The organism is Brachybacterium kimchii (genome assembly GCF_023373525.1).
In the GTDB taxonomy this organism is placed as follows: Bacteria; Actinomycetota; Actinomycetes; order Actinomycetales; family Dermabacteraceae; genus Brachybacterium; species Brachybacterium kimchii.
Genome location: NZ_CP097218.1, coordinates 1,041,894 through 1,057,836 on the forward strand (window position 1 = coordinate 1,041,894; position 15,943 = coordinate 1,057,836).

Annotated in this window: 20 protein-coding genes and 1 other RNA gene; 12 read left to right on the top strand and 9 right to left on the bottom strand. The window is 70.7% G+C overall.

Annotation, left to right across the window (positions count from 1 at the left end):
• The first annotated feature begins 46 nt into the window (after window positions 1-46).
• Window positions 47-715, top strand: coding sequence for a hypothetical protein (locus tag M4486_RS05145; RefSeq protein ID WP_249480107.1), 669 nt, complete (start codon window positions 47-49; stop codon window positions 713-715).
• Window positions 716-735: 20 nt separating this feature from the next.
• Here M4486_RS05145 and M4486_RS05150 read toward each other — a convergent pair whose 3' ends face one another.
• Together M4486_RS05150 and M4486_RS05155 are read right to left on the bottom strand one after the other, a co-directional pair.
• Window positions 736-1,086 (bottom strand): hypothetical protein, encoded by a 351-nt coding sequence (locus tag M4486_RS05150; protein WP_249480109.1) that lies wholly within the window; start codon window positions 1,084-1,086, stop codon window positions 736-738.
• 35 nt (window positions 1,087-1,121) lie between these two features.
• Window positions 1,122-1,448: a helix-turn-helix domain-containing protein gene (locus M4486_RS05155; RefSeq protein ID WP_249480110.1), complete on the bottom strand. Its 327-nt coding sequence runs from the start codon at window positions 1,446-1,448 to the stop codon at window positions 1,122-1,124.
• A gap of 219 nt (window positions 1,449-1,667) precedes the next feature.
• Here M4486_RS05155 and M4486_RS05160 point away from each other — a divergent pair, with 219 nt between their 5' ends.
• The 5 genes from M4486_RS05160 to M4486_RS05180 all read left to right on the top strand — a co-directional run bounded on the left by M4486_RS05160 (window position 1,668) and on the right by M4486_RS05180 (window position 6,349).
• Window positions 1,668-2,297 (top strand): hypothetical protein, encoded by a 630-nt coding sequence (locus M4486_RS05160; RefSeq protein WP_249480111.1) that lies wholly within the window; start codon window positions 1,668-1,670, stop codon window positions 2,295-2,297.
• Window positions 2,294-3,304 (top strand): hypothetical protein, encoded by a 1,011-nt coding sequence (locus M4486_RS05165; protein ID WP_249480112.1) that lies wholly within the window; start codon window positions 2,294-2,296, stop codon window positions 3,302-3,304. The genes M4486_RS05160 and M4486_RS05165 overlap by 4 nt, the downstream gene beginning before the upstream one ends.
• 126 nt (window positions 3,305-3,430) lie before the next feature.
• Entirely contained in the window at window positions 3,431-3,961 is a 531-nt protein-coding gene (locus tag M4486_RS05170) for a DUF6932 family protein (RefSeq protein WP_249480113.1), read from the top strand.
• Complete coding sequence (locus M4486_RS05175) at window positions 3,958-4,968, top strand: hypothetical protein (RefSeq protein WP_249480114.1); 1,011 nt, start codon at window positions 3,958-3,960, stop codon at window positions 4,966-4,968. The genes M4486_RS05170 and M4486_RS05175 overlap by 4 nt, the downstream gene beginning before the upstream one ends.
• 112 nt (window positions 4,969-5,080) lie before the next feature.
• The gene (locus M4486_RS05180) at window positions 5,081-6,349 is read left to right on the top strand and encodes a tyrosine-type recombinase/integrase (RefSeq protein ID WP_249480115.1); all 1,269 of its coding nucleotides are present in this window, start codon (window positions 5,081-5,083) and stop codon (window positions 6,347-6,349) included.
• 111 nt (window positions 6,350-6,460) lie between these two features.
• On the opposite strand, the gene M4486_RS05185 is transcribed toward M4486_RS05180, so the two are convergent.
• From M4486_RS05185 to M4486_RS05195, 3 genes are all read right to left on the bottom strand, one after another.
• Window positions 6,461-6,670: a hypothetical protein gene (locus M4486_RS05185; RefSeq protein ID WP_249480116.1), complete on the bottom strand. Its 210-nt coding sequence runs from the start codon at window positions 6,668-6,670 to the stop codon at window positions 6,461-6,463.
• A gap of 321 nt (window positions 6,671-6,991) precedes the next feature.
• On the bottom strand, window positions 6,992-7,825 hold the full coding sequence (locus M4486_RS05190; protein WP_249480117.1) for a class I SAM-dependent methyltransferase: 834 nt from the start codon (window positions 7,823-7,825) through the stop codon (window positions 6,992-6,994).
• A gap of 7 nt (window positions 7,826-7,832) precedes the next feature.
• On the bottom strand, window positions 7,833-8,063 hold the full coding sequence (locus tag M4486_RS05195; RefSeq protein WP_249480118.1) for a hypothetical protein: 231 nt from the start codon (window positions 8,061-8,063) through the stop codon (window positions 7,833-7,835).
• Window positions 8,064-8,200: 137 nt separating this feature from the next.
• On the opposite strand from M4486_RS05195, the gene M4486_RS05200 reads away from it, so the two are divergent.
• Genes M4486_RS05200 through M4486_RS05215 form a run of 4 tightly spaced genes read left to right on the top strand, consistent with a single transcriptional unit; the run spans window position 8,201 to window position 11,487 of the window.
• Complete coding sequence (locus M4486_RS05200; RefSeq protein ID WP_249480119.1) at window positions 8,201-9,487, top strand: aminotransferase class V-fold PLP-dependent enzyme; 1,287 nt, start codon at window positions 8,201-8,203, stop codon at window positions 9,485-9,487.
• 11 nt (window positions 9,488-9,498) lie between these two features.
• Window positions 9,499-9,966 carry a Fe-S cluster assembly sulfur transfer protein SufU gene (gene sufU / locus M4486_RS05205; protein WP_249480120.1) on the top strand — a complete coding sequence of 156 codons (468 nt, stop codon included), beginning with the start codon at window positions 9,499-9,501 and terminating at the stop codon, window positions 9,964-9,966.
• Window positions 9,963-10,907: a Nif3-like dinuclear metal center hexameric protein gene (locus tag M4486_RS05210; protein WP_249480121.1), complete on the top strand. Its 945-nt coding sequence runs from the start codon at window positions 9,963-9,965 to the stop codon at window positions 10,905-10,907. Before sufU ends, M4486_RS05210 begins: the two co-directional genes overlap by 4 nt.
• 4 nt (window positions 10,908-10,911) lie before the next feature.
• Window positions 10,912-11,487, top strand: a complete 576-nt coding sequence (locus M4486_RS05215) for an AAA family ATPase (RefSeq protein ID WP_249480122.1) — start codon at window positions 10,912-10,914, stop codon at window positions 11,485-11,487.
• Window positions 11,488-11,551: 64 nt separating this feature from the next.
• On the opposite strand, the gene yaaA is transcribed toward M4486_RS05215, so the two are convergent.
• The gene (yaaA, locus tag M4486_RS05220; RefSeq protein WP_249480123.1) at window positions 11,552-12,325 is read right to left on the bottom strand and encodes a peroxide stress protein YaaA; all 774 of its coding nucleotides are present in this window, start codon (window positions 12,323-12,325) and stop codon (window positions 11,552-11,554) included.
• Between the two features lie 93 nt (window positions 12,326-12,418).
• Here yaaA and rnpB point away from each other — a divergent pair.
• Window positions 12,419-12,796: RNase P RNA component class A (rnpB, locus tag M4486_RS05225), an RNA gene on the top strand.
• A 56-nt stretch (window positions 12,797-12,852) separates the two neighbouring features.
• On the opposite strand, the gene ppgK is transcribed toward rnpB, so the two are convergent.
• Window positions 12,853-13,632, bottom strand: a complete 780-nt coding sequence (gene ppgK / locus M4486_RS05230) for a polyphosphate--glucose phosphotransferase (RefSeq protein ID WP_249480124.1) — start codon at window positions 13,630-13,632, stop codon at window positions 12,853-12,855.
• Window positions 13,633-13,804: 172 nt separating this feature from the next.
• Window positions 13,805-14,692: a type I methionyl aminopeptidase gene (gene map / locus M4486_RS05235; RefSeq protein WP_249480125.1), complete on the bottom strand. Its 888-nt coding sequence runs from the start codon at window positions 14,690-14,692 to the stop codon at window positions 13,805-13,807.
• A 36-nt stretch (window positions 14,693-14,728) separates the two neighbouring features.
• Here map and M4486_RS05240 point away from each other — a divergent pair, with 36 nt between their 5' ends.
• Complete coding sequence (locus M4486_RS05240; protein WP_249480126.1) at window positions 14,729-14,911, top strand: SPOR domain-containing protein; 183 nt, start codon at window positions 14,729-14,731, stop codon at window positions 14,909-14,911.
• A 33-nt stretch (window positions 14,912-14,944) separates the two neighbouring features.
• Here M4486_RS05240 and panB read toward each other — a convergent pair whose 3' ends face one another.
• Window positions 14,945-15,763, bottom strand: coding sequence for a 3-methyl-2-oxobutanoate hydroxymethyltransferase (gene panB / locus M4486_RS05245; protein ID WP_249481071.1), 819 nt, complete (start codon window positions 15,761-15,763; stop codon window positions 14,945-14,947).
• Window positions 15,764-15,943: the final 180 nt, after the last annotated feature.

A 15,943-nucleotide genomic window follows, 5' to 3' on the forward strand; every position in this document is an offset into this window, starting at 1 on the left:
CCTGCATGGCGGGGGCGCTTCTTCGTGAGCTGGCCCGGTATTCGCGGTGCTCGAGCTCGTTGCGGACATGGGTGAGGCGGAACAGATGTGGTCTGCGCTAGGCGCACTCGGCGTCGGAAACTGGATCGCGCTCGTAGGCGTCCTCATCTCGCTCGTCTTCGGCGGCATCGCCTGGCGGCAAGGACACGCGGCCAACGGTCGAGCGGAGAACGCCGAGAATGAGGCCGAGCGACTCGCGAAGCGCCTTGACGGTCTCGGCGCTGACCTCAAGGCGGTCAAGGGCGCAGCTGTAGACACGCGCAAGCTGGCCGAGGACGCGAATGGCATCTCGCGTGGGCTGCTTACGCAGGTACAGGAGAGCCACGACGTCGACTGGGACGGCCGCTGGGAGGGCAACACCTACGCCGTCTGGAACACGGGCCACGACGAAGCCATCGATGTGCACGGATTCGTCGAGATCGACGGCACGAAGCGCGAAGTCCAGGTCGAGCACGTCGGCGCGGGTGGGGTCATCCGACTCGAGTTCCCTGAAGTCGTGCGCCAGTACCGCAAGGACATGAGGGAGGCTCGAGCCACCCTGAAACACACGTTCGTAGCGCCACCTGGCCTGGCCGGTCAGCAGACCTGGGTAACCATGCGTCTCTACTGGAAGTCGAAGGGAGGGGTGGCGCACAAGCACTGCCCCAATGACTTCCTCCACGACCCCGACGAGTGAGTCGCTCGCCTTGCTCTGAATCACGCCGCCTCACCCCAGGCACGGTCCGCGCGGTCGATCTGGTCGAGCTCGCAGAGCAGGTCGTAGACGTCGTCGTCACGACCGGGGGAGGCGACGCGGAACTCGCGCGCGAGCTCCTCCGCGGCGCGGTGGACGGCTAACAGGTCATGGAGCACGTGCTCGCGGGTGCGGCGCTCGGCGTCCTCGTCAGACTCGAACGCTCCGCAGTACGCGCAGACCTCGTCCGAGCCGAACCCGGGCGCCGGGTACACGAGCTCGAGCTCGGCCGGGCGACGGGCGGCGAGCGCGGTAGTGATCTGCTCGCGGATTCCCTCGACCGCGCGGGGTTCGGGGATGGGGGTGATGGTCATGGGTCTCGTCTCCTTTGAGGTGCTGTCGGGGCGGGTCAAGCAGCTGTGCGGTGACGGGTCTCCACCAACGGGCGCTTCCCCGGAGCGGGCAGCTGCGTCGCCGGAGTGGACACTCGAGTCACGAAAATGTCGTCGACGTCGAGCTGGAGTCGATACGCGATGCGTAGTGCGGGATCCGTGTTCAGGGTCTTGGCTTCGCCGGTGATGAGCCGCCGCATGTAGCTGTGCGACTTCCAGCCAGCTGCTCTAGCCAGCTCGCGCTGTGAGACGCCGAGCTTCTTCATGCGCCGGACCAGCTTGTCGCGGTCGATGAGCTCCATCCAGATCGCTCCTACTGCCTGTGCCGTGGTGACGAGATGCATCGTAATCCTCCTGGTGGTCGGGTGTCCACTGACAGGATGCAGTAAACACCCTCTAGTGTCCACGCGCAAGAGAGGACTTATCGCAAGGTATCCGCGCCACATGCTCCGTAGACGTATGTTCGAGGGAACGATCTGCGAAACTTCTAGTGTCCACTGGTGACGGCGAGCCGGTACCCGGTGGATTCGCCACACGCTGCCTACCGTCTGAGGATTGCCGCCGTGAACGAACTGCACCCGCTCGGCCAACTGATCCAGTCGGTCGAGGACTCGAGAGGGTGGACGCTTCGCGAGATCGCTCGGCGCATCGAGCGCGCGGAGCTGAACCTGTCGAACGCGTACCTAGGCAAGCTCAAGCGGCAGTCCATCCGCTCGGTGTCCTACGAAACGATCCGAGCACTGGCGGAGGGACTCGATTTGCCTGAACGAGTCGTGGGAGTCGCACTCCTTGAGTCCATGGGCGTTCACGACCTCAGCAAGTCAGAGGCCGGCGCCGCCGTCGCGATCGCGCGAGACCCGGACCTCTCGGAACGAGACCGCAGCATCCTGCTGGCGGTCATACGGGAGATGCGTGATGTGCCTGAAAACTGGGAAGAGCGGGAACTCCAACCACCAACACGTCGACCGCGGCCCGAACGCAGCCACCCAGGCCGAATCGACCATGACGACGACTACGCTCCGTCGCCGACCTTCGATCCTTCGGCACCGACCAGCGGCGGCCAGGTGGAAGATCCAGCTGTCGAAGATGGGGTTACGTCCGCTGGCGCGGAGGGGAGCGGCGAGGGCGACGAGCTCTGGTCGGACTACATGAGGACACGCCGCACGGAAAAGGCACCTCGGGACGAAGCATGAGCGGCGAGTCCTTCCTCGCGCAGGGACGCGACCACTTCATCCGAATGGGCATCGCTGCCGACCTCCGCGCCCGAGGGATCCCCAGGAATCTCGACGACAACGAGTACGCGCAGATGGGGCTCTGGGTGCCGGGCGTCTCCGCGAAGCTCGTCGGCCTGGACACCTTCACCGAGCGCGACCTCCAGGTGATCGCCAGCTACCTGGGTCAGGCCGACCTCGACCACTACGCGAAGGCAGCCGCTGCCGACCATCGACCACCGCCGCCCCGAGGGATCGCACTCGAAGCCTGGGGAAAGCACGCGGGCAACAGCTTCAAGGTCGAGGGCGTGTTTGCGCGGCGGGAACCCTACGCAGAATCTCTGGCCGATGCGCCACCGGACGGCGCCTGGCACAAGGCGCGAGCCGTGGCGACCCTGTACCCCGACCCTGCGAACCCGAACGGCAAAGGCCACGCCGTCGCGATCTGGGTCAACGGAGGCCACGCGGGCTACTTCCCCAGCGACGAGAGCGCCCGGTGCTTCGACGACCTGTGCACGCTCCGCGACAGCGGCTACAGCATCCACGCCCCCATCTCCATGAACGGGGCCTACAGCGACGAACGCGGCCGGTGGGGCTACGCCGGATGGTTGTCCCTCCCGCCCGCTGATCTGATCGCCCCCGTCAATCGGATCCCGAGCAACGCCGCCGTGCTCCCCGAAGGCAGACCGGTCAAGGTGAAGCTCGAGAAGCAGGGCGAGTCGCTCGTGGCGGCGCTCGCAAACAACCGGGGTCGTGGGGCCGTCGCCGTCACGCTGCGCGCCGTCCACAAGGCGAACGCGCGACGCGACGTTCCACTGATCGAGGCGGCGATCAGCGGCCAGGTCATCGGGCACCTGAGCGAGACCGTGAGCAGCTCCGTGCTCCCGCTCGTCCGCCGGAAGGCATCACGGGGCGACGTGAGCGTCGCGAGGGGCATCATCGAGGCCGGGCCCACGCTCATGCTCAGAGTCGAGGGGGAGTTGATGTGAGGACCGTAGCGGAACCGAGAGACTGCGACTTCGAGGGCGCTTCCACAGCCCCGGTGGTACCAGCGGCGAGGCCTGGAACGAGGACATGGGGACACGCCGCAGTGAAGAGACGCCGCGGGACGACGCATGAGCGTTGACGCTGATGGGCTCAGGGCGCTCCAGGACCCCGGGACGGGGAAGCTCACTCCCGGAGTCCACCAGACCTCGTTCGGGGCCCTCCAGGACTACGCTGTGACCACCCCGCACCGGGCACGGATCTGGCACGCATTCGAGATCTGGAGAGAGCTCGCCATCGAACGCTACGAGCCGGTTCGCTTCTGGTTCGGGGGCAGCTTCATCACGGACAGGCAGCCACCCGGCGACCTTGACGTGCTCGCCTGGACACCCGTCGGGCGGATCGAGAACCTTCGAGCTGACGGACACCGGTCCACCTTCGAGCTGCAGACGCTTCAGCACATCGACTTCAAGGCCGTCGGGGACGAGCGCCTCACCCAGTTGGATCGGCTCCAGCCGATGGGAGGTCTCGTCGACGGGTTCGCGGTCAGCGAGACCCTGATGTACGAGAAGCAGTGGCAGCGGGGCTGGGGCAATGACTGGGAGGACACCGGGGAGCTGATCCCTGGTACGGAGAAGGGCATCGTGGAGGTGATCGTGTGACCGAGCAGAACGACCCCATGAAGGCCGTCTACGACGAGATCGACGAGATCATCCTCGAGGTCGGCGCCGACGATCCAAACCTTCTCCGCGAGCTCACGCAAGCGTGGGGGCGCAACCCCCTCGTCATGCAGCACATCCGCTTCAAGCTCGGGCCCACCCGCGCCGTGTTCGACATGCACCTAGGCGGCGACGGCGTCCATGAGCACTCGATAGTCGCGCACTACGTCGCGTCCTTGCTGTCCGGCGTCACTGATGCCTCGAAGGAGATCGCGAAGCAGGCGCGACAGCTCCCGAAGCTCAGCAACGACTACCTCGTCCGCGGCGTGATGCCAGGATCCGTGCGTCTCGTGATCGAGGCACCCAACGTCCGGCCGCGTCATTCGAGGCGAGGCCCCGAGGTGCCCGAGGAGGTCCGCCCGGCGTTCCATCAACCATCCGAGGAGTCGAACGCGCTGCGGACCGTCGCCGAACTGCTCTCCGCGGCGACTCCCGGGCTCGAGACGAACCTCCCGCTCGACCGGATGGTGAAGGAACTCCCGCCGACGGCACGCAGCCCCTTGCGATCCGTGGCGGTTGCCGTCCGAGACGGCAACTTCGAGATCGAGGGGGACGTGCGCGAGCGCGGACGGCGCCCCGTCGACCTCACGTTCACGCCGGATCGCGCGGTCAGGCTCGCGGCCGTCATCGACCAACAGCCCGTGGTCCCCACGCCGGTCACGAAAACTGGCCTGCTCGACGGATTCCGGAAGTCGTCCCACATGCTGTACCTCGCGCCGTCCTCTGATCGGCCGATCGCCATCACCGTCCACGAAGACGAGATGCTCGAGCAAGTCGCCCAACTCAACGCCATACCGGACCAGCACGTGAGGGTCCGGTACCTCGAGAACCGGATCGACGGAATGGTCGACGCCCGCCGGCAGGACGCACGAGTCCTGAAGTCCATCGAGGCCATCTCCGGCCCGTCCAAGGAGGCCGAGCAGCTCACCCTGCTCGACCCAGAAGACTGATGCGGCCAAGGTAGGTAAACCCACGCTCGACGGCGAGCGCAGCGCCCCGCCCGCGTACTCGACTGGAGCCATGGAGGGGCAGAGGCGAGGCCGCAGGAAGGAGATGAGGGGCATGCCGTTCTACACGGCCACCACCCATCCGCAGGTGAAGAAGTACGAGGACAGGCGCACCGGGGCGACCCGGTACCTGGTGCGGTATCGGACCGACGAGCACAAGCTCACGATGAAGCGCGGCTTCCGGACGCTCCGGGACGCGAAGGACTTCCTCGTTGAGCAGGAAAGCACGAAGGCCGACGGGTCGTTCATCGCGCAGGCCGCCGGCCGGGTCACGGTGGGGGAGATCGCTCGGCCGTGGCTCGACCACAAGAAGGCGGTGTCGTCGAAGACGTACGGGTCGACGCTGGAGTCGTCGTGGCGTACGCACGTGGAGGAGCGGTGGGCCGAGGTGAGGATCTCGGCGGTGAAGTCGACCGCGGTGAGGGACTGGGTCGCGGAGCTCGCGGACGAGAAGTCCGCGAGCGTGGTGATCCGGGCGTACGGGATCCTCGCGGGGGTGCTGGACGACGCGGTCGCGGATCGGCGGCTCGCCCGGAACCCGGCGCGCGGGGTCGCGCTGCCGAAGAAGGTGTCGGCGCCGAGGCGGTACCTCGAGCCCGCCGAGGTCGAGGTCGTCGCCGAGACGGTCTGGGCGCCGCGGCGGATGCTGTTCCTCGTGCTCGCGTGGACGGGGCTGCGGTGGGGTGAGGCCGTTGCGCTGCGCGTGCGGGACGTGAACCAGGTGCGGCGCCGGCTGCTCGTGCAGCGCGCTGTCGAGTACACGGCGGGGGAGTGGCACGTGACGGACACGAAGGGGCACCAGCGGCGCTCTGTCGCGCTTCCGAAGTCCGTGTACACCGAGTTCGCCCAGCACATCCGAGACCTGCCGGACCCCGACGACCTCGGGCCCGATCGGCTGCTGTTCCCGCCGGCGCGGACGAAGGGCGGATACATGATCGCGCCGAGGAAGTCCGCCGAGCGGCCGGACCGCCCGGGGAAGGTCCGCGTCGACTGGCTCGAGGCCGCCCTCACGACCGTCGGCCTGCCCTACATGTCGCCCCACGAGCTGCGGCACACCGCGGCGTCGCTCGCGGTTTCCGCCGGCGCGAACGTGAAGTCGCTCCAGCGGATGCTCGGCCACAAGTCCGCCGCCCTCACCCTCGACACCTACGCCGACCTGTTCGACTCCGACCTCGACGACGTCGCCGAGCGCCTCGACGGCGTGCGACAGAGCGCTCGACGTGAGCACAATTTGAGCACAACTGCTTCCGATTCGGCCCCATCCGGGGAGACCCCGGCAACCTCATCCGTGCAGCTCATTGCCGAAACTGGCACGTCGGGCTGACCTCCCGGGAGGGTTCGAGTCCCTCTTGACCCACACGCAGAAGAAGGCCCCCGACCCGCGCGGATGCGCGGGCCGGGGGCCTTCGTGGTCGATCGCTCAGCGGTCGATCGTTCAGACCAGCTCGGGCTGGGGCTCCGGGCGGTGCTCGGAGGAGAGGTCCACCTCGATGACGGGGTAGACCTTGCCGTCCTTCCACGTGGTGGAGAGGTCGGTGGAGCGGTCCGAGAGGCTCAGGTAGCGCAGGCCGGCGCTCTGGTCGCGCAGGACGACGGGGCGCTGGGCGCTGCGGGGCATGCGGCGCATGGTGGTCGTGGTGTGCATCTGTTCTCCTTCGGCGCCGGCAGGGCCGACGCATGACGGCGTCGGCGGAGCCGACGCGAGGTTCGGTGCGCCGCCGGGGGTGCCCGGCGGCGGGTGGCGGGTGCGCGACGCGATCTGCGCGTCAGCTGCACGTGGACGGTGCGTGTGCTCCGTGGTCTCCTCCACGAGAGGCGGAGCTCGCACATCTGCCCGTTGCCGCAGCGCCTCATGCGCGTCCCGCTCGCTCGCCGGTGGCGGCTCGCTGCGTGACGGCCCCGTGGGAACGGTCCATCGGGCGGCGCTGCGCCACCACGATCCCTCACAACGCCGCCGAGCGCACGTCTATTCCCGTTCGAAGCCCGTTTCCGCAGGTGACGGCGTGACCTCGCACACCGCGGTGCGGCCGTCGGCCCCGGGATGCACCCGGAGCACCGACCCGGCCGTCCCGTCCTCCGCATGCTCGCGGCGCAGCGTGCGCGCCTGGTCCACATGCATCTCGAGCAGGATCCGGCCTCCCGGTGCGAGCCAGTACGGGCCCTCCGCGAGGATCCTGCGCGCCACGTCCAGTCCGTCGGCCCCGCCGCGCAGGGCCCGCGGCGGCTCGTGCTCGCGCGCCTCGCGGGGCAGCAGTGCGAGCGCACCGTCCGGGACATAGGGAGGGACGGCCGCGATCACGTCGATCGTGCTGCGCAGGGCGACGGGCATCGCCGCGAAGAGGTCCCCGAGGTGCAGCTGCGCGCTCGCGGGGAGGTTCGCCCGCGCGCTCTCGAGCGGCAGCGGGTCGACGTCGGCGGCATGCAGGCGGATCCCGGGCACGCGCGCGGCGCTCACGCTCGCGATCGGCGCGACCCCGGCGCACAGCTCGAGCAGCACAGGATCGCGGCCCGGCCGACGTGCAGCCGTGCAGGCTGCGGCCACGGCGAGGCGCGCGAGCAGGCGGCTGCGTCGGCGCGGCACGAAGGTCCCGGGGCGCACCTGCACCCGCAGCCCGCAGAAGTCGACCTCTCCGAGCACGTGCTCGAGCATCTCGCCGGCGATCCGCCGGGACGCGGACTCCTCGAGATGGTCGGCGTCGCGCGCGTGCGCGCGCAGGAGAGCGGCCTCCTCCTCGGCGAAGACGCTCCCTGCCGCGCGTAGCCGCGCCGTGAGCCCGTCGTCCCCGGGCTGCTCGTCCATCGACGATTCAGCTGGGCAGGCGCGTGAGGGCGTAGGCCGCGAGCAGCACGGCGATCAGCACCACGAGGACCACGACCCAGATCACGGCCGTGCGGGCGTCGTGCTGCTTCTCGGCCGGGGTGCGGGGCTGCTGCGGCGCGGCGGCGTCGGACCGCAGGCGCTGGACCATGCGGATGATCGCGGCGACGAGCGCGCCGAGGATGACGACGCCGAAGACCAGGTACATGAACGTGGGCACGGCCACACCCTCTCACGGCCCGACCCTGCCGCGGCGCACCCCGCGTTCCTATACTGAAGGACCAGGCAGCGGGCCGCGCGCGTGCTCCTTCCGAGGGGTCGTCCTCCCGCTGCTCCTTTCGCGTCGGAAGGCTCCGTATGCCCGCGCCCCAGGCGCCCACCGCTGTTGCACCGCTCGACGTCGCCGCGATCCGCGGGGACTTCCCGATCCTCGACCGGATGCTCGACGGGACGACCCCGCTCGTCTACCTCGACTCGGGAGCGACCTCCCAGCGCCCCCGGCAGGTCATCGACGCCGAGGTCGACTTCCTCACCCGCGACAACGCCGCCGTCAAACGCGGCGCGCACCGCCTCGCCGAGGCCGCGACCGACGCCTACGAGGGCGCCCGTGACCGGATCGCCGCGTTCGTCGGCGTGGCCCGTCCCGAGCAGATCGCCTTCACGAAGAACGCGACCGAGGCGCTGAACGTGCTCGCCCTCGCGCTCGGCGACCCCACCGCCCCCGAGCATCTGCGCGTGCGCGAGGGCGACGAGATCCTCGTGACCGAGATGGAGCACCACGCGAACCTCGTCCCCTGGCAGGAGCTCGCCCGCCGCACCGGCGCCACCCTGCGCTGGATCCCCCTGGGCGAGGACTTCCGCCTGGACCTCTCCGGGCTCGAATCGCTCCTCACCGAGCGCACGAAGGTGCTGGCACTGACCCACCAGTCGAACGTGCTGGGAACGGTGAACCCGGTCGCCGAGCTCGCGGCGAAGGCCCACGCCGTCGGCGCGCTCGTGGTGCTCGACGCCTGCCAGTCGGTGCCCCACATGCCGATCGACCTCCCCGCACTGGGCGTGGATGCGGCGGCGTTCTCCGGGCACAAGATGCTGGGCCCCACGGGGATCGGCGTGCTCTGGGGCGCCGGCGAGCTGCTCGAGGAGCTGCCCCCGGTGCTCACGGGCGGCTCGATGATCGAGACCGTCACGATGGAGCGCACCACCTTCGCCGAGCCGCCCGCCCGCTTCGAGGCCGGCACCCCGCCGATCAGCCAGGCCGTCGGCCTCGCCGCCGCCTGCGACTACCTCGACGCCCTGGGCATGGAAGCCGTCGCGGCCCACGAGCGCGATCTCACCCGCCGCGCGATCGAGGGCCTCGAGCAGCTGCCCGGCGTGCGCATCATCGGACCCTCTCTCGACGTCGAGCGCGCCGGAGCCGTCTCCTTCGACCTCGCGGGCCGCCACCCGCACGACGTCGGCCAGGTGCTCGACGCCCGCGGCGTCGAGGTGCGCGTCGGCCACCACTGCGCCTGGCCCCTGCACCGCAGGTACTGCCTCGCCGGGACCACCCGCGCGACCTTCTCCGTGTACACGACGCCCGCGGAGGTCGACGCGCTGGTCGAGGGCATGGGCGCCGTCATCGACTTCTTCGCCCGCTTCGAGTGAGAGGAGCTCCCATGGACCTCACCTCCCTGTACACCGACATCGTCTTCGAGCACGACAAGCGGCCCCTCCACGCGGGCCTGCGCGAGCCCTACGAAGCGGAGGTGCATCACGTGAACCCCACCTGCGGGGACGAGATCACCCTGCGCGTGCACCTCGCGGGCGACCCCGAGGACCCGCGCATCGAGGACGTCTCCTACGACGCGACCGGCTGCGCGATGAGCCGCGCCTCGGCCTCGACGATGAGCGATCTCGTGATCGGCCGGACCCTGCGGGAGATCGAGCCCGTCTCCGAGCACATGGACGCCGTCATGCACTCACGCGGACGCGAGGAGGGCGACGAGGACCTGCTGGGCGATGCGGTCGCCCTGGTCGGCGCCTCCAAGTTCCCCAACCGCGTGAAGTGCGTCCTCATGTCCTGGAAGGCGCTGCACGCCGCGGTCATCGAGGCCGGCGGGCCCCTCGAGGGGGCCCGCGCATGAACGGCGGCGACTCCGGCCGCACCCTCGCCGAGGTGCTCGAGGTCCTCGAGAGCGCCTATCCGCTGCGCTGGGCGGAGGACTGGGACCGTCCCGGGCTCGTCGTCGGCGACCGCCGGGATCCGGCTCACTCCGTGGACCGCGTGCACCTGGCCGTCGACCCGACCGTCGCCGTCGTGCGCGAGGCGCGCGCGGCGGGCGCGCAGCTGCTGGTGACCCATCACCCGCTGCTGCTGCGCGGCGCGTCCTTCCTGGCCTCAGACACCGGCAAGGGCGCGGTCGTCACCGAGCTCGTCCGCGCCGGGATGTCCCTGTGGTGCGGGCACACCAACGTCGACCGCTCGAGCCTCGGCACTGTCGGCGCCTGGATCCGCGCGCTCGGCCTCGAGGACGTGCGGCCCCTCGCGGCGGGGCCGACGGACGGCGAGACTGCGCAGGCCGCGCACGGCTCGGAGCTCATCGGCCTCGGCGTCGTCGGCTCGCTGGGGGAGGCGGGGACGGAGGATGCGAGCACCGTCGCCTCCCTGGCCGACCGCATCGCCGCCCTGGTCCCGGCGACCGCTCAGGGCGTGCGCTTCACCGGCGACCCGCAGCGGCGCGTGCGCCGCGCGGCCGTCTGCCCGGGCGCCGGCGACTCCCTGCTGGAGACGGCGGCCGCGAGCGGCGCCGACGTCTTCATCACGTCCGACCTGCGCCATCACCCGGCGCTCGAGCACCTCGAGTCCGCGGCCGACGAGGGGGCGGTGCCCGCCCTCATCGACGTCGCCCACGCGGCGAGCGAGGCACTCTGGCTGCCGCTCGCCCGCGAGCTCCTCGCCGCCGCGCTGCCGGGGATCGCCGTGAGCATCTCCGAGCTCTCCACCGACCCGTGGACCGGCCGCGCCGGCCCCGCCGTCCCCGATGCGCCCAGCGCCCGCGGCGCCTCCACCGGCCGCGCACACTGAGCCCATGCCTCCCGCCGCGCCCGGACGCACGCCCCGCCTCGTCCTGCTCAACGGAGCGCCCGGCGCCGGCAAGTCGACGCTCGCGCGGCTGCTCGCCGAGGACCGTCCGCTGACCCTCGCCGTGGACGTCGACCAGCTCAAGCACGCGCTCGGCGGCTGGGAGGAGGACACCGCGGCCTCAGGAATGCGTGCCCGGGAGCTCGCGCTCGCCCTCATCGACGTCCAGCTCGATGCGGGGCAGGACGTGATCCTCGGCCAGTACCTCGCCCGCACCGCCTTCCCCGAGCAGCTCGAGGCGGCGGCCGCCCGCGCGGGCGCCGAGTTCCGGGAGCTCCTCCTGGAGGTCGACGAGCGCACGCTCGCCGCACGCCTGGCCGCCCGTGCGACGGACCCCGCGAGGCCGGAGCAGGCGGTCAACGCCCGCCTCGTCGGCCCGGGGGACGCCGAGCGCCTGCTCGCGTCCCTCGACGCGATGCGCGGCGCCCGGCCGCAGATGCAGAGCGTCGACGCGCGCGGCGACCTCGAGGAGACCGCCGATGCCGTGCGCGCACTCCTTGAGCAGAGCACAGAGCGGCGCTGAGCGATCAGCCCCGATCGAACCGCCCGGATCGATCGCCGGGCCCGAGCCGCTCCGGCCTCCGCCGCTACTGCCCGCGGTCCACGAGCACCAGACGACTGCCCTCGATCTCGATCCCGAGCCGCCCTGCGAAGGCCTCCTGGAGGAACGCGATGAGCGCATCCTCGTCGGGCAGGGGCCGCGGATCCTCGAGCAGGGCGCGCGTCAGCAGGCCGCGGAAGCGCTTGGCGTCGTGCGAGATCACGGTGCGCTTCCCGCCCGCCTCCTTCACGGGCGCGACCTCGAGGACGTGCACCCCTGCACGGGCCTTCACGGGCATCATCGTGCGATAGGAGCCGGACCTGCAGTCCAGCACGAAGGGCGAGGGCGAGGCCGCGACCTCCTCGAGGATGCCCGGCACGAGCGGCGAGAGATGCGCACGCCACCACGAGGCCGCCTTCCCGAGCCGGTGCACGCGCGAGCCGGCGGAGAGCCGGTAGGCCGGGATCCGATCGGCTCCCGCGTCGACGAGCCCCAGCAGGGCGCTCTGCACGAGCACGCGACGGTCCGGGCCGGGACGGGCGTCGCCGAGCTGGTCGAAGAGCACCCCGGAGTAGACGGAGAGCGGGGCGGCCGCGGGCTCCTCGTCGATCGAGGCCATGCGCTCGACCAGATCCGGGGCGCTCGCGGGGACGCCGAGGTCCTCCGCGGCCGTGCGACCCCGAGCGGTCGCGCGCGCGGCGCGCAGCATGCGCTCGCGAGGGACCTGCAGCGGGGGATGCGCGAGCTCGTCGAGAGCCAGGGGAGGAGCGGATGCTTCCGGTCGGGTCTTGGTCTCCGACGGCGGCAGCAGGATGAGCACCAGGCGGTCCTTCCAGGGGTGGTGAGGGTGATGGGGTGAGGCGGATCCCGTGGTGCGGGGCAGTGCCCGCGGGGCATTAGGATCGTGGGCGGACCAGTCGGCCGGGCAGTCGCGTCTTCGTGCGCATCCTCCGGGATGCGCCGCGGAGCCGAGGAAAGTCCGGGCTCCTTCCGGCACGGTGGTGGGCAACACCCACCCGGAGCGATCCGCGGGACAGTGCCACAGAGAGCAGACCGCCTGCCCGCAGCCTCGTGCTGCGGGCCGGTAAGGGTGAAAGGGTGGTGCAAGAGACCACCGCGGTCCTGGTGACAGGGCCGGCACGGTAAACCCCACCGGGAGCAAGGCCAGACAGGGGACGCACGCAGGTCGCCGGACCGAGTCCCCGGGTAGGCCGCTGGAGGTCGTCGGCAACGGCGATCCGAGAGGGATGACTGCCGATCACAGAACCCGGCTTACAGGCCGGCTGGTCCGCCCCGGCGCCGCACCGCACGGATGCCCCGTGCGGCTGCTTCCCTCGGACATACAGGTCAGTCCTTCTTCTTGCCCTTCTTGGCCTTCTTCCGCTCCTTGCGGGCGAGCACGGCGGCGCCGATGATCCCGGCCTCGTTGCGCAGCCCCGCGGGGACGATCGGGGCCTCCAGGTCCAGCAGCGGGAGGAACTTCTCGTGCTTCTTCGAGACCCCGCCGCCGACGATGATCAGGTCGGGCGTGAACAGGAACTCGAGCAGCTCGTAGTAGCCCTGCAGCCTCTCGGCCCACTCCGCCCAGCTCAGGTGGCTGCGCTCGCGCGCGGAGTCGGCCATGTACTTCTCGTAGCTCTCGCCCTTGTACAGGATGTGGCCGAGCTCGGTGTTCGGCACGAGCTCGCCGTCGTTGAACAGCGCACTGCCCACGCCTGTGCCGAGCGTGGTCATCAGCACGACGCCCTTCTGGCCGGCGCCCGCCCCGAACTCCATCTCGGCGATGCCGGCGGCGTCGGCGTCGTTGACCACGAAGACGTCGTGGCCCGTGCGCTCGGTGAGCAGCGCGTCCACGTCGGTGCCGATCCAGGAGTCGTCGACGTTCGCCGCGGTCTTGGCGACGCCGTGCTGGATGACGGCGGGGAACGTGACGCCCACCGGCATGTCCTCGTCGATGTCGAAGGAGCCGATGAGCTGGGCGACGGTGTCGGCGACCGCGTCGGGCACCGAGGGCTGCGGGGTGGGGATGCGCAGCCGATCGTCGGCGAGCTTGCCCTTCTTGAGATTGACCGGGGCGCCCTTGATGCCGCTGCCGCCGATGTCGATGCCGAATGCTTCCTTGCTCATGATCTCTCCTCGCACGGGCCGCGATCCGAGCAATGCGGGCCCTCCGATGGCGCTCCGTCCGGGCCGGTGCCCGCGAGCTGAGGACAGTGTGACAGAGCGACGGGATCAACCGGACATCGCCCGCGTGCAGGACACGCGCGGGGCGGATGCCGAGATGCCGTGCCGCGCGTGGTCAGACGACGGTCAGCAGCTCGTAGCCGTCGTCGGTGATCACGAGCGTGTGCTCGAACTGGGCGGTGAAGGAGCGGTCCTTCGTGACCACCGTCCAGCCGTCGTCCCACTGCTCCCAGTCCTGGGAGCCGAGCGTGACCATCGGCTCGACCGTGAAGGTCATGCGCTGCTCGATCACGTCGTCGAACATCGGCGCGGAGTCGTAGTGGGGGATCACCAGGCCGTTGTGGAAGCCCTCGGCGACGCCGTGGCCCGTGAAGTCGTGCACGGACTCGTAGCCGAAGCGGCCCACGTACTTCTCGATCACGCGGCCGATCACGTTGACCTGCCTCCCGGCGCGGCCTGCGCGGATCCCGCGCATCATGGCCTCCTCGCTGCGCTCGACGAGCTCGGCGACGCGGGGATCGACCTCGCCGACGAGGAAGGTGGCGTTGGTGTCCCCGTGCACGCCGTTCTTGAAGGCGGTGACGTCGACGTTGAGGATGTCGCCGGACTGCATGACCGTCGAGTCGGGGATGCCGTGGCACACGACCTCGTTGAGGCTCGTGCAGCAGGACTTCGGGAAGCCCAGGTAGCCGAGCGTCGAGGGGTAGGCGCCGTGGGAGACCATGACGTCATGGACGACGGCGTCGATGTCGTCGGTCGTGGCACCGGGGACGGCGGCCTCGCCCGCGGCCTGCAGCGCGAGAGCGGCGATCCGGGAGGGCTCGCGCATGCGCTCGATGATCTCCGCGCTCTGCACGCGGGGGCCGGAATCGGAGACCGCCTCGTCCTTGCCCACGTACTCCGGACGCTCGATCGAGGCCGGCACCGCCCGCGAGGGGCCCACCCTCCCGGGGACCAGGACCTCGCGGCCCTCCGGACGGATCCATCGCTGCTCTACAGTCATGGGGGCAGTCTCTCACCGCACAGTCAGGAGCAGTCGATGAGCCAGAGCGAGTTCTACTACAACATGGACACCGGCGAGGTCGAGGAGGGCAAGCAGTCCTCGGGCAGCGAGCTCATGGGTCCCTACGCGACCCGCGAGAAGGCGGCGTCCGCGCTGAGGACCGCCGCCCAGCGGAACGAGGCCTGGGAGGGCGAGGACCAGGACTGGGACGAGGAGTGAGGCGTCCCCACGGCCGTCACCCGAGTGAGGAGCTCACTCGAAGGAGTGCTCGGCCGTGGGGTACTCCCTGCTCTCGACGGCGGTGCGGTAGTCGCTCGCCGCGCGCAGCAGCTCGCCGCGCAGATCGGCGAAGCGGCGCACGAAGCGGCCCTCGAAGCCGGAGAGACCCGCCATGTCCTGCCACACGAGCACCTGCCCGTCGCAGTCGGGGCCGGCGCCGATCCCGATCGTGGGGATTTCGAGGAACTCGGTGATGCGCCCGGCGACCTCGCTGGGCACGAGCTCGAGGACGATCGCGAAGGCGCCCGCGTCCTGCAGGGCCCGGGCGTCCTCGGCGAGGCTGTCCGCGGCGGCGTGATCGCGACCCTGCACGCGGTGCCCGGAGAGGGCGTTGACCGACTGGGGCGTGAAGCCCAGGTGGCCCATGACCGGGATCCCGGCGTCGACCAGCGCGCGGACGGTGTCGGCGCGCGCGGCGCCGCCCTCGAGCTTCACGGCCTCGGCGCCCGCGCGCAGGAGCTCGACGCCGTGGCGCACGGCCTCGGCGGCGTCGACCTGGTAGGTCCCGAACGCGAGGTCCGCGACCACCAGAGGGCGACGCACCGCGCGGGAGACGGCGCCGGTGAAGGTCAGCATGTCCTGGTGGGTGGTGTGCACGGTCGAGTCATAGCCGAGCACGGTGGTGCCGGCGGAGTCGCCCACCAGCAGCACGTCGATCCCGGCCTCCTCGAAGACCTGCGCGCTGAGCGCGTCGTACGAGGTGAGCATCGAGAACGTGCGTCCCGCCTCCTTCGCCTCCTGCAGATGGCGCAGTCGCACCTTCGCGGGGCGGTGGGACCGCTCGGAGGGCATCGGGACGGCAGACGTGTTCACGGGGATCCTCCACGGGGCGGCGACGGATGCGGGGCCTGCCGGCGGCGGCAGGGCCGTCCCAGCCTAGCCGCCGCGGCGCTCTCCGGCGGGCGCCGGTGCGACCTGCTCGCGGGGCCGACGTCCGGTGCCCCGTCCCATGGGCACTTCTCCCCATGGCGG

What these genes read in the sequence shown, in the direction of transcription:
- M4486_RS05155 (WP_249480110.1), bottom strand. Translation starts at nt 1,448, where the DNA reads ATGCATCTCGTCACCACGGCACAGGCAGTAGGAGCGATCTGGATGGAG.
- M4486_RS05215 (WP_249480122.1), top strand. Translation starts at nt 10,912, where the DNA reads ATGCCTCCCGCCGCGCCCGGACGCACGCCCCGCCTCGTCCTGCTCAAC.
- sufU (WP_249480120.1), top strand. Translation starts at nt 9,499, where the DNA reads ATGGACCTCACCTCCCTGTACACCGACATCGTCTTCGAGCACGACAAG.
- M4486_RS05240 (WP_249480126.1), top strand. Translation starts at nt 14,729, where the DNA reads ATGAGCCAGAGCGAGTTCTACTACAACATGGACACCGGCGAGGTCGAG.
- M4486_RS05200 (WP_249480119.1), top strand. Translation starts at nt 8,201, where the DNA reads ATGCCCGCGCCCCAGGCGCCCACCGCTGTTGCACCGCTCGACGTCGCC.
- map (WP_249480125.1), bottom strand. Translation starts at nt 14,692, where the DNA reads ATGACTGTAGAGCAGCGATGGATCCGTCCGGAGGGCCGCGAGGTCCTG.
- ppgK (WP_249480124.1), bottom strand. Translation starts at nt 13,632, where the DNA reads ATGAGCAAGGAAGCATTCGGCATCGACATCGGCGGCAGCGGCATCAAG.
- M4486_RS05165 (WP_249480112.1), top strand. Translation starts at nt 2,294, where the DNA reads ATGAGCGGCGAGTCCTTCCTCGCGCAGGGACGCGACCACTTCATCCGA.
- M4486_RS05150 (WP_249480109.1), bottom strand. Translation starts at nt 1,086, where the DNA reads ATGACCATCACCCCCATCCCCGAACCCCGCGCGGTCGAGGGAATCCGC.
- M4486_RS05170 (WP_249480113.1), top strand. Translation starts at nt 3,431, where the DNA reads ATGAGCGTTGACGCTGATGGGCTCAGGGCGCTCCAGGACCCCGGGACG.
- M4486_RS05210 (WP_249480121.1), top strand. Translation starts at nt 9,963, where the DNA reads ATGAACGGCGGCGACTCCGGCCGCACCCTCGCCGAGGTGCTCGAGGTC.
- panB (WP_249481071.1), bottom strand. Translation starts at nt 15,763, where the DNA reads ATGCCCTCCGAGCGGTCCCACCGCCCCGCGAAGGTGCGACTGCGCCAT.
- M4486_RS05190 (WP_249480117.1), bottom strand. Translation starts at nt 7,825, where the DNA reads ATGGACGAGCAGCCCGGGGACGACGGGCTCACGGCGCGGCTACGCGCG.
- M4486_RS05180 (WP_249480115.1), top strand. Translation starts at nt 5,081, where the DNA reads ATGCCGTTCTACACGGCCACCACCCATCCGCAGGTGAAGAAGTACGAG.
- M4486_RS05185 (WP_249480116.1), bottom strand. Translation starts at nt 6,670, where the DNA reads ATGCACACCACGACCACCATGCGCCGCATGCCCCGCAGCGCCCAGCGC.